The organism is Gilliamella sp. wkB178 (assembly GCF_001690705.1).
Classification (GTDB): Bacteria; Pseudomonadota; Gammaproteobacteria; order Enterobacterales; family Orbaceae; genus Gilliamella; species Gilliamella apicola_K.
The window spans coordinates 705,268-717,453 of sequence record NZ_LZGK01000013.1; the positions used below are offsets into that span (position 1 = coordinate 705,268).

Annotated in this window: 10 protein-coding genes and 2 tRNA genes; 10 read left to right on the forward strand and 2 right to left on the reverse strand. The window is 40.8% G+C overall.

Translation table 11 applies throughout. The features are described from left to right. Positions 1–91 precede the first annotated feature (91 nt). Entirely contained in the window at positions 92–1,168 is a 1,077-nt protein-coding gene (locus tag A9G13_RS07380) for an AI-2E family transporter (RefSeq protein ID WP_065556935.1), read from the forward strand. A 48-nt stretch (positions 1,169–1,216) separates the two neighbouring features. Here the strand turns inward: A9G13_RS07380 and bcp are convergent, their stop codons facing one another. Together bcp and hemL are read right to left on the reverse strand one after the other, a co-directional pair. After that, positions 1,217–1,693, reverse strand: a complete 477-nt coding sequence (bcp, locus tag A9G13_RS07385) for a thioredoxin-dependent thiol peroxidase (protein WP_065556936.1) — start codon at positions 1,691–1,693, stop codon at positions 1,217–1,219. Positions 1,694–1,760: 67 nt separating this feature from the next. Further along, positions 1,761–3,056, reverse strand: coding sequence for a glutamate-1-semialdehyde 2,1-aminomutase (gene hemL, locus A9G13_RS07390; RefSeq protein ID WP_065556937.1), 1,296 nt, complete (start codon positions 3,054–3,056; stop codon positions 1,761–1,763). A 156-nt stretch (positions 3,057–3,212) separates the two neighbouring features. On the opposite strand from hemL, the gene erpA reads away from it, so the two are divergent. The 9 genes from erpA (at position 3,213) to A9G13_RS07435 (ending at position 11,791) form a co-directional block, all read left to right on the forward strand. Next, positions 3,213–3,551: an iron-sulfur cluster insertion protein ErpA gene (erpA, locus tag A9G13_RS07395; RefSeq protein ID WP_065556938.1), complete on the forward strand. Its 339-nt coding sequence runs from the start codon at positions 3,213–3,215 to the stop codon at positions 3,549–3,551. Positions 3,552–3,744: 193 nt separating this feature from the next. Continuing rightward, positions 3,745–3,832: transfer RNA gene (locus A9G13_RS07400), tRNA-Leu, on the forward strand. Positions 3,833–3,851: 19 nt separating this feature from the next. Next, positions 3,852–3,927, forward strand: a tRNA-Gly gene (locus A9G13_RS07405). Between the two features lie 624 nt (positions 3,928–4,551). After that, the gene (locus tag A9G13_RS07410; protein ID WP_065556939.1) at positions 4,552–5,916 is read left to right on the forward strand and encodes a hypothetical protein; all 1,365 of its coding nucleotides are present in this window, start codon (positions 4,552–4,554) and stop codon (positions 5,914–5,916) included. A gap of 867 nt (positions 5,917–6,783) precedes the next feature. Beyond that, on the forward strand, positions 6,784–7,539 hold the full coding sequence (gene modA / locus A9G13_RS07415; protein WP_065556940.1) for a molybdate ABC transporter substrate-binding protein: 756 nt from the start codon (positions 6,784–6,786) through the stop codon (positions 7,537–7,539). A gap of 9 nt (positions 7,540–7,548) precedes the next feature. Beyond that, positions 7,549–8,322, forward strand: a complete 774-nt coding sequence (locus tag A9G13_RS07420; RefSeq protein ID WP_065556941.1) for an ABC transporter permease — start codon at positions 7,549–7,551, stop codon at positions 8,320–8,322. After that, positions 8,315–8,953, forward strand: coding sequence for an ABC transporter ATP-binding protein (locus A9G13_RS07425; protein ID WP_065556942.1), 639 nt, complete (start codon positions 8,315–8,317; stop codon positions 8,951–8,953). The genes A9G13_RS07420 and A9G13_RS07425 overlap by 8 nt, the downstream gene beginning before the upstream one ends. Positions 8,954–8,997: 44 nt before the next feature. After that, a complete protein-coding gene (gene modD, locus A9G13_RS07430) occupies positions 8,998–9,837 on the forward strand; it encodes a ModD protein (protein ID WP_065556943.1) in 840 nt (279 codons plus the stop codon). Positions 9,838–10,405: 568 nt separating this feature from the next. Beyond that, on the forward strand, positions 10,406–11,791 hold the full coding sequence (locus A9G13_RS07435) for a hypothetical protein (protein ID WP_065556944.1): 1,386 nt from the start codon (positions 10,406–10,408) through the stop codon (positions 11,789–11,791). The last annotated feature ends 395 nt before the right edge of the window (positions 11,792–12,186 follow it).

The window sequence follows — 12,186 nt, forward strand, 5'->3', positions numbered from 1 at the left end:
TGATAAAATATCACCACTTTTGAAACGGTAACAAATTTACAATTAGTCAGGACTTAACCACGCAAAAAATAGCAAAATAGGAGTATTTGCAATGTTTAAATTGTTCGTTGAATGGTACAAAAGACGATTTAGTGATCCCCATGTGGTTTCGTTAATGGCTGTGATTATTTTCCTGTTTCTGATAATTTATTTTTTCAATAAAATCCTGTTACCCGTTTTAATTGCAATTGTACTGTCTTATTTACTTGATACCCCGGTTAATTTCTTAAATAAAAGGAAAATTCCGCGCACTCTGGCGGTTATTTTGGTGTTGCTACTGTTTATCTTGGTAGTATTAGCCGGGTTTATGATTCTATTGCCATTGATTTGGCAACAAAGCATCAGTTTGATTACCAATATTCCAAATATGCTAAATTTTGCTAATAAATTTCTAATGTCTTTACCGGAACATTATCCGGAATTAATTGATGTTGGGTTATTTGATTCGATTATTCAAGGTATTACCAATAGAGTGGTGCAAACTGGTAATTCCTTATTACAATTTTCTATTGTGTCTTTATTTGGTTTAGTCTCGGTGGTGATTAATGCAGTGCTGATCCCAATAATGATGTTCTTCCTGCTAAAAGATAAAGCTAAAATATGGGGCTATTGTTCGAAGATCTTGCCAAAAAATCGCACTATTTTAAATAAAGTCGCCGCAGAAATGGATATGCAAATCTCCAATTATATTGTTGGCAATGTTTTGCATATTATCATTTTAGCTGTGTGCGTTTATATTCCTTTTTGGTATTTTGGCTTAGATTACGGTTTATTATTAGCAGTAGTTGTGGGATTATCGGTATTAATTCCTTATATTGGTATTATTATTTCTAGTATTCCGGTGGTTTTAATAGCGCTCTTCCAATGGGGATTAACTGCGGACTTTGGTTACTTAATCTTCTTCTATGTGTTAATTCAAGCTTTGGATGGCAATTTGCTGGTTCCGTGTCTGTTTTCTGAAAAATTAAATTTACACCCGCTAGTTATTATTTTATCAGTGATTGTCTTTGGTGGTTTATGGGGATTTTGGGGGGTATTTTTCGCGATTCCGTTAGCCACATTAGTGAAAGCCATTATTAATGCATGGCCAAAACCAGAAGAAATTAAAAGCAGCTTAACAAGCAATTAACTGTTAATAAAAAAAGCAGATTAATCATTTAATCTGCTTGTAGGTAAATTAACTGGTATGTTGTTTAAGGTAATCCAACACTACTTCATGATGATTACTAGTTTTAAAATTATCAAAAACTTTTTCTATTTTACCATCTTTGCCAATTAAAAAACTAATGCGGTGAATACCATCAAAAGTCTTACCCATAAACTCTTTCTCACCCCAAACGCCAAAAGCCTCGGCAACGGCATGGTTTTCATCAGAAAGTAAGGTAAAATTCAACAACTCTTTTTCCATAAAGTGGGACAATTTTTCCGGTTTATCAGTGCTAATACCGATAATTACCACTTTATATTTTTTAAATTCATCAACACTATCACGTAGGTTACAAGCTTGCATTGTGCAACCAGGAGTCATGGCTTTGGGATAAAAATAAATCAAAATACGTTTGCCTTTATAATCTTTCAAGCTAATTTGCTCGCCATCTTGATCTGGCAACGAAAATTGAGGTGCTTTTTCACCTTGTTTAAGTGGATTAACCATATATATTTACCTATTATAATCGTTAAATATTTTCATCTCTATTGGCATAAAACTGTATATCGCTTTTTTAATTTAGACTACTAAAAAAACGATTTGTTGCATCAATGGTATGATTGATTTCTTTATCAGTATGCTTGATGGACATAAACCCTGCTTCAAATGCTGATGGAGCAAAATAAACGCCTTCTGCCAGCATATGATGATGGAATTTTTTGAATAATTCAATATTACATTGCATCACATCTTGATAACTGGTTACTTCCGCAGCAGGGGTAAAAAATAAGCCAAACATTGCGCCCACATGATTAACCACTAAAGGAATATTATTGCGCTTAGCAACAGTTAATAAGCCATCAGCCAGTTGCGCGGTTTTTTCTGCTAGGGTCTGGTAAAACCCTACATCCATTAGTTTAGTTAAGGTGGCATAACCGGCAGCCATGGCCACAGGATTACCTGAAAGTGTGCCGGCTTGGTAAATTGGTCCTACTGGCGCTAATTGGTTCATTATTTCGGCTTTACCACCAAAGGCGCCAACTGGCATGCCGCCGCCAATAATTTTGCCCAAACAGGTAAGATCCGGCACAACATTATAGTAATCTTGCGCGCCACCTAAGGCGACCCTAAATCCGGTCATGACTTCATCGATTATCAGTAAAGCCCCATACTCATTACAGAGATCTCTTAAGCCTTGCAAAAATTCCTTTTTAGCCGGCACACAATTCATATTGCCAGCTACCGGCTCAACAATTATGGCGGCGATTTCATTAGGGTACTGAGCAAATTGGGCTTTAACCGAATCAAGATTGTTATAATCACACACTAAAGTATGCTTAACAAAATCATTAGGGACGCCCGGTGAAGTAGGGTGACCAAATGTGAGCGCTCCGGAACCGGCTTTAACTAACAAATAATCAGCATGACCATGATAACAACCTTCAAACTTAATGATCTTATCGCGTCCGGTATAGCCACGAGCCACACGGATAGCACTCATAGTTGCCTCAGTGCCTGAATTTACCATGCGTAGCATTTCAATAGATGGCATAATTTGGGTCACTAAATTGGCAACTTTAGTTTCGATTTCGGTAGGAGCACCAAAACTAAGGCCATTATGCACTGCATGGATAACTGCATTAATTACGTCCGCGTCATTATGCCCTAAAATCATCGGCCCCCAAGAACCAACATAGTCAATATAGGCTTTTTCGTCCGCATCATAGATGTAGGCACCATTGGCACGCTCAATAAATAAGGGCGTACCACCCACACCATTAAAAGCACGCACTGGCGAATTAACCCCGCCCGGCATAACCGACAACGCTTGTTGATAGAGTTTTTCTGACTTGAAAGAGTTATTTAACATTACCATGATCTCTATAGGAAAATAGAATTGTATTTATTCATAAAATACAGCTAAATTCAAGTTAGCAATTAAAAATTTGTGCAATAGCAGTTTTCATTTTGTATTTTATTTTTGTCAAGGTATATAATATGTAAAAGTTAATATTAGGAGATTAAAATGAGCAATGAATTACCGATTAACTTTACCGATGCCGCAGCCAACAAAGTTAAATCTTTGGTAACCGAAGAAGAAAACCCAAATCTCAAATTACGCGTTTATATTACCGGTGGTGGTTGTAGTGGCTTTCAATATGGCTTTACTTTCGATGAAAAGGTTAATGACGACGATTTAGCTATCGAAAAAAATGGGGTTTCCCTAATTATCGATCCTATGAGTTTACAATACTTGGTTGGTGGCACTATTGATTATGTCGAAGGGCTACAAGGTTCACGTTTTATAGTTGATAATCCTAATGCCAAGACAACCTGTGGTTGTGGTTCATCCTTTAGCGTTTAAATTAACGCTTTTCCAACCCGCTTAATTACAGTCTACCGGGCGTAGCAATTAGCTGCGCAGCTCAATATTTACTTAATAATGTGACAAACATTGAGCAGTTAAGCAATTATTTTGATTTTTTTATTGACGTTAAAATTAAGATGGGTAAAATGCACTGCATTCAAAGCGATGTTGTAAACAATATCCGTTTTGAGCCCGGGTGGTGAAATCGGTAGACACAAGGGATTTAAAATCCCTCGGCCTTTTTGGCCGTGCGAGTTCAAGTCTCGCCCCGGGCACCATTTAAGCAATACTTCTAATGCGGGAATAGCTCAGTTGGTAGAGCGCAACCTTGCCAAGGTTGAGGTCGCGAGTTCGAACCTCGTTTCCCGCTCCAAATTATCCTTTATAGTTTTTAACATCCACCGATAAAGTTAATTATTTATATAGAAATAACCTAGTAACAATCGTGACTTAAAGTTGGATTAGAATTAGTTAACTCCCTAAGCACCGCAATTAAAATCATCACCTAACCATAAAACGCTCGCAACCTAACCGATTTAAATAATTAACTTCTGTTAAGATGTTTCCTGAGAGGGGTATATTTCAGTATAAAAATGGCCAATTCCGCAAGGATAATAGTTCATCTTTACTATTCTTTACAAATAAACTTAACAAAATAGTAGTTAAATTTTATCAAGGCGTTATACTTTTAGCACTGAGTTGTACGGGAGGTTAATTTCCGCGCACTCGAATGGAAAAAGTGTAAATAAAACATAAAATTACTTGACGGAACGCACAATATGCATTATAATTTTAGACACAAGACACAAGACACAAGCACTGGCAGCTTTACGTCCAAAATCTATCTCAATGCACTATAGTTGACTCATTTCACCCAAGTGATAATTTAGTCCCTGATTTAGCCCCGCACCGTCGGCATAATCGGCAATTATCGCCATTATTATCAATTAAGCGCCCGCTGTGTTTAGGGTTCAGTTTAAAGCGTTGTTTAGCCTTAATGCCGTTGTTGTTATTGCCGTATGCTACTATTACCCAAGCGTTGTCGGCGACTACGGCCCAGGTAATCCATGGTAGTCAGCCCTATTTAACCTTTGATAATGGGGTAACTAGGGTTACAACTACGGATGGTTTATTAGGTATTAAACTTTCCAACGGTGCTCGCTTCACTCCGGCAACCAATACCTCAACTGCAAGTAACCCTATAGTACTTCCCGAGGCCAATCAGAGTTTCGCCGATATTGATATGTTGGTGCCACCCACTACTGATTCCATCACCTTAAACGCTCTAATCGGTGCCCCGTATAATTATTGGGGTGATGATGATGGTGATGGTCAGGGTGCTAATGGTGTTACTGCTAGCGGTAATTTAAGCTTGCGTATTACCGATAAAAATGGACAAGCAGTCAGTCGTGATACTGTATTAAGCCTTTGTAATAAAGCGCCTTATAAAGTGGTATTAACCAGTACAGCAGGTAGTTTAACCACCCAGTATGGGTTGCCTAATAGTAGTAGTTTCAGCGGAGGTACCGCCACTTATTATATCAGTCCTAAAGCCGCACCTACAATCTGTTACATATATACACCTAATGCAGAAATGGACACTGGAAACTTAGCCGGCCCCGCCACTATCTGGAACCCAGATAAAGGCTTCCTGGTGCAATCCACTACACCATCAAGTTACAGTCGTAACTTCCCGACTACCGGGGCCAATAATCTGTATTTTGATTTAGACATAAGTGGTGTTAATGGTTCAGCATTGACATGGCCAACAGTCAGCCAAGGCGGTATTACCGCTACCATGACGCCATTACCCTATCATCCTAATTACATCCGCGTCACCCTCACCGGTCCGGTGGCTACAGCAGCCCAAATCAGTTCAGCCACACCAGGTAGCGTTGCTACTCCCAGCTTGCCACAGACATTCGTGTTAGTAGGTAAAGATAGACGAAATAGAGAGATATTAAAATATGGTTTTAAGTTACAGCATTGGTTCGTCAACCGCGGAGATAAAAAAGATACTCCTGCTAACCACTCATCCTGGTGTAGTAGTTTAGGCGGCGGTTACCGTCTGCCCCAGGTCAAAGATTTAACTAACGCAACTGGAGGCACTTGGACAGGCGGTACACCACCATCAACAACAGGCAATTATTATAATCGTAATATTGGTGCGGGTTTGTTTGCCGAATGGGGCTACATGTACGATTATACCGCTGCCGGCTTCGCCAACCACGACTACTGGACACGCGACACCAACCGTTCGAACCACTTCGCTGTCAACTCGGGCAGCGGCAGCGTTAGCAGCAGCAACCCGAGCGACAGCGACCCGAGCTACAGCGACAACGGGGTTTGTGCCTATCCTTAGTCCTTAGTTCTTAGTCCTTAATCCTTAAGTCACGGGTGTTTAATAAGGGGTAATAAAGTTTAAGCAACCAAAGGACGGTTGCAGCGGCAGGGGCAACCCGAGCCGCTTTTTTAAAATACCAGCAATTAACGCTGGCATTTTTATGCTTGTCAAGATGTTTCCTGAGAGGTATACGTTTCAGTATAAAAATTGGCTAATCAGTCACGCTGCCGCTTAGGCGTTAAGAGGGATTGGTGTGAATCCCTCTTAACAATCTCCCCACACCCCGCGGGAAGTAGTGGTCACTGCGTGACTACCCTCGCTCGCTAATTGGCACTTAACGAACCACCGCGTATCGCACATCCATGTGCGCCCACGGCTCATCCGGCTTCCTGCCGGCTGTTCTATGCCAATTACCTCCCTCGGCACCACTTAAGCGGGGAATAAAAACAACAACCAACTATAAAACGCTCGCAACCTAACGGATTTAGATAATTAATTTCATGTCAAGATGTTTCCTGAGAGGTATACGTTAGTGTATAAAACTCAGCCCCAAATCCCGCTTAAAAATAAAACAAACCTCTTCATCTTTAACAGAATAGGTAAACCCACTAAACGGATGGAAGTCTTTTATGTAATTTCATAATTTAGCCTATATACTTTAGCCAATTTAGATACTAAACTTATTATCGGTTTAGCTAATTAATAATTGCTATTATCCATACTATAACATTCTGATAAATAGTAAATTATGGGTAATGAATTATGTAATTAGAATGCGCTAATAGGCAATTAGTAATATTGTCACAACATAACAACTAATCTGTTTTTTTAGCGTTTTGTCTTTTTCATTTTATTATATGTTTATATAAATAATGGGAGGTGTGCATGCGAGTCAAAGCAGGGCTTTTTACGTCGATTTTTATTTTTCTATTTTCCACTCAGGCGTTTGCAGCTGAACTTCACTTATATGCCGGGGCTGGTCTTCGAGTCCCAACAGAAGTAATTGTTAACAAATTTGAAAAACAGACCGGTAACAAAGTTAATATTGAGTATGCAGGAATGGGACAACTTTTAATGCGCTGGAAGAGTACCCAAAGTGGAGATGTCTTTTTATCTGGTTCAGCATTTTATGTAGACGAGATCAATAAAATAATGCCAATTTCTTTGGAACACAAACTTGTTTACCATACAGCCGTACCGGTAGTAAGAAAAGACAAAGCAGCAGGGATTCATAATCTAGACGACTTAGCTAACAGCAATCTCAGCCTTGCTTTAGGTGATCCCCAAGCGATTGCTCTGGGTAAAAGCGCTGAAACAATGATTAAGTCAAGTCGCTATGAAAAAGAACTGTCTGAAAAGGTAAAGGTTCGAGGTACTACAATAAAACAAGTTCTTATGTATATTCTTAATGGTGATGTTGATGCGGGTATTATTGGCCGATCTGATGCGGTAGCCAACGCCGATAAACTTGTCATGCTACCAACACCTCAAGGCACACCACAAGAAGAGATCGTGATCGCCACCTTACCGACCAGTAAAGAAAATACAGCGGCGAAGGAATTAACCGATTTTTTTGCCTTACCTGAAAATATTAAAGAATTTACCGATAGGGGGTATTTAGCTATACCTTCTAATGAGTAGTAAGACTTAATGTTTCGCTTGGCGCTTATTCCACTCGGTTTGCTGCTAGCACTGATAGTTGGATCTGTAATTGCATTGATAGCAGGTCTTGAGTGGTCTGATCTTACGGCATTGTTGCACGATAGGGAAATACGATTTGCTGTTTCAATGAGCATTTCTACTGCTCTATCGTCACTCATTCTTTCCTTCTTAATCTCATTACCCGCTGCTTGGGCTATAGTGCGCCGTCAAGTTATTATGCGGCGTTTTATTAACGTGCTGTTAGATGTACCAATGGTGACTCCTCCGCTTGTCATCGGGATAGGGCTTTTATTGCTACTTGGAACAAAAGGCCCAATTGGTGGTAACTTGCCGACATTTGCCAGTGCTCTTTTTTCCCCTTTAGGGGTTGTAATTGCACAAACTTATGTTGCCAGCGCAATTATGGTGCGTTCCGCAATTTCAGCTTTAAGTGCAATTGATAAAAAATATATCAGTACTGCTTATAATTTAGGTTTAACGCCAGCAAAAACTTTTTTACTAGTGGAAATTCCACTCTGTTGGCGTCCTCTTTTAGGTGGCTGTATTATTGCTTTTTCTCGTGCAATCGGTGAATTTGGTGCAACACTTATGCTAGCAGGTGCCACACGTTTAAAAACAGAAACACTGCCAATGGCAGTCTATCTTAATATTGCTAGCGGCGAATTTAATAAAGCAATTTCTTGTGCTGTCATTCTAATTTGTATTGCGGTTTTATTGCTGATCACCCTCCATTTCGTCCAAGGGAGCAATAAACATGATTAATCAGTTACAAGTAAAAAATTTAACTGGGGGGATTGTCCAAAATGTTAGTTTTACCGTTCCGCAAGGCTATTGTTTAGCCCTAAGTGGCCCTTCAGGTAGTGGAAAAACAACCTTATTAGACATGATTTCCGGTGCGCGTACACCATCATCTGGTTCAATTTTTTATAATAATATTGATATCAGTTTAATACCATCATGGCAACGGCCGTTTCGGCAATTGAATCAGCGTTTATATCTGTTCCCTTATTTAACTGTTGAGGCTAATTTACGGCTTGCGCAGTACGCAGCACAACAAACTTGGGTAGGAAAAGCCGCTGCCGAAAAACGACAAAGTATGCTCAACGCCTTAGAAATTGGACATTTGTCCAAACGTAAGCCTAATGAAATTTCTGGTGGTGAACAGCAACGTACAGCCTTAGCAAGAGCATTAATTACGCAACCGCCTTTGTTACTTTTAGATGAACCTTTTGCCAGTTTAGATCGTCCTTTGCGTAAACGTTTATGCACAGAATTGAGGAACCGGATCAATCAAGGGGTATTTTCTATATTACTGGTTTCACACGAGCCTGAAGAAATCGATCTTTTGGCAGATCATGTCATTTCGATACACGCAGGAAAATTAATCAAGTAGAATAGATTACATCGTAATACCAATTCATTATTAAGGAGTCCAAAATGTTTCATTATGCTGATCAACAACTAGATCAATGGCTTTTAGATGATATTTCTGGAGGAGACCTCACTACACGAGCCTTAGGGATTGAAACAAGAACCGGGGAAATGCAGTTTTCTTGCCGTTCACATTGTCGAGTAAGTGGTGCCTTTGTTGGTTTTAAGATGCTACAAAAACTTGGTCTTAATGCGCGTATATTATGTGCAGATGGCACAGATGCTAAACCCGGAATGCCTATTCTTCAAGCAGAAGGGAATGCAGCGGCATTGCATTTAGGTTGGAAAGCTGTGCAAAATGTTTTGGAGTGGAGTTGTGGAGTTGCGACTTACATGCATACACTAATACAAAAAGGAAGAGCGCATAATCCCCATTTGCACATTGCCTGCACAAGAAAGTCTATACCTGGTACCAAAGCACTAGCCACAGCCAGTGTCGTTCATGGTGGTGGAATTATACACCGAGGTGGTACAGCAGAAACCATCTTGATGTTTGCAAACCATCGACGTTTTCTTAAAAATCCTGATGATTGGAATGCGAATGTTCAGCAATTAAAAGCTGCTGCCCCTGAAAAGAAAATTATTGTTGAAGTTGATTCAATGGATGAAGCCAAAGCAGCCATTTTAGCTAATCCAGATATCATCCAGCTTGATAAATTCTCACCAGAAGATATCGTAAAAGTAATTGTGTTAGCAAATGGGCGTTGCCTTATTTCAGCAGCAGGGGGAGTCAATCTAGAAAATGTCGAAATATACGCGGCTACTGGCGTTCCACTTATTGTAACTTCATCGCCTTATTATGCTAAAGCAGCAGATATTAAAGTTAAACTGCAACCAACAGATTAATTAATTTATAACAGCTAAATCGGGGGAAGTTTGCCGAGGGAGTGCTTTGTAGGACTAGTCACGCTGCCGCTTTTTTGTTAACAGGGATTGGTGTGAATCCCTGTTAACAATCTCCCCACACCCCGCGGCAAGTAAAAACCAAACCTCTTAATAAGATTAAAATCACCGATCTTTACAGTTTTTTACAAATAATCTGCTAAAAAAAGTAGTTAAATTTTTTCAAGACGTTATACTTTTAAACCTAAAAAATGGATTTAGCTTAATTTATTAGCAATTAGGCTAAAAAATGCAAATAAAACATAAAATTACTTGACGGAACGCACAATATGCATTATAATTTTAGACACAAGACACAAGACACAAGCACTGGCAGCTTTACGTCCAAAATCTATCTCAATGCACTGTAGTTAACTCATTTCACCCAAGTGATAATTTAGTCCCCGATTTAATCCCAAATTTAGTCCCGCACCGTCGGCAATTCAGCAACCAAAATCAGCAGTTACAATCATTATCATCAATTAAGCGTCAACCGCGTTTTGGTTTTAGCTTAAAGCGTTATTTAGCTTTAATGCCGTGGCTATTATTGCCTTATGCTGCTACTACCCAAGCGTTATCCGCCACTACCGCCCAGGTAATCCATGGTAGTGCGCCGTATTTAACCTTTGATAATGGGGTAACTAAGGTTACGACTACGGAGGGTCTGTTAGGGATTACCATCTCCGACGGTACTACTCAAACCACCTACACACCGGATAATACGTCAACCGCAGCCAACCCCATAGTGCTGCCGGTAACCAACCAGCGCTTTACCGATATTGGCATGTTGGTGCCTACCAATACCAATTCCATCGCCTTAAGCGCTCTAATTGGTGCCCCGTATAATTATTGGGGTGATGATGATGGTGATGGCCAGGGTGCTAATGGTATAACTGCTACCGGTGATTTAACTGTGAGTATTACCGATAAAGACAATCAAACAGTGAGTCGTAGTGCCAGCTTAGATATCTGTCAAGCGCCTTATAAAGTGGCATTAACCAGTACAGCTGGTAGTTTAACCACCCAGTATGGGCTACCCAATAGTAGTAATTTCACAGGTAGTACCGCCACTTATTATATCAGTCCTAAAGCCCCACCTAAAATCTGTTACGCCCGGCCGATTCTTTACTGGGGCACCGGCGACTACGCCGGCCCCGCCACTATCTGGAATCCAACTAAAGGCTTCCTGGTGCAATCAACTACACCATCAAGTTACAGTCGTAACTTCCCGACTACCGGTGCTAATAATCTGTATTTTGATTTAGACATAGGTGGTGTTAAAGGTTCAGCATTGACATGGTCAACAGTCAGCCAAGGAGGTATTACCGCTACCATGACGCCATCCCCCGATAATGCTAATAACATCCGCGTCACCCTCACTGGTCCGGCGGCAACAGCAGCCCAACAACAATCAGCCACACCGGGTAGCGTTGCTACTCCTAGCTTGCCGCAGACATTCGTGTTAGTAGGTAAAGATAGTAGTAATACAGAGGTATTAAAATATGGCTTTGTGTTAAAGCAGTGGTTCGTCAACCGCGGCGGAACTAAAATAGCTTTTGCTCCTAACACCTCATCCTGGTGTCGTAGTTTAGGCGGCGGTTACCGTCTGCCCCAGGTCAAAGACTTAACTAACGCGGTGTGTACAAGTCAAGCAATAGCTGATGGCTGGGGGTGCCAAGGAGCAGTGGGCGCCACGCCGTCATCAACAACAGGCAATTATTATAATCGTAATATTGGTGCGGGTTTGTTCGCCGAATGGGGCGGCATGGGCTATTATACCGCTGCTGGCTTCGTCTTCTTCAACTACTGGACAAGCGACAGCAACGTTTCGTACCAGTTCTCTGTCTACTCGGGCGGCGGCAACGTTGACAGCTACACTCCCTCCCACAGCCACTACGGGGTTTGTGCCTATCCTTAGTCCTTAGTTCTTAGTCCTTAATCCTTAAGTCACGGGTGTTTAATAAGGGGTAATAAAGTTTAAGTAATAAAAGGACAGTTGCAGCGGCAGGGGCAACCCGAGCCGCTTTTTAAAAATACCAGCAATTAACGCTGGCATTTTTATGCTTGTCAAGATGTTTCCTGAGAGGTATACGTTTGCGTATAAAAATCGGCTAATCAGTCACGCTGCCGCTTAGGCGTTAAGAGGGATTAATGTGAATCCCTCTTAACAATCTCCCCACCCCCCCGCGGGAAGTAAAAACCAATTAATTTCACAATAGTCTTGATTTAAGGTGTTAAATTGGCCGTTGGATGGTGCCGACAACTGAGGGCGGTTAGCACGGCAAACAGGGAGGTTTGCCGAGGGAGTGCTTT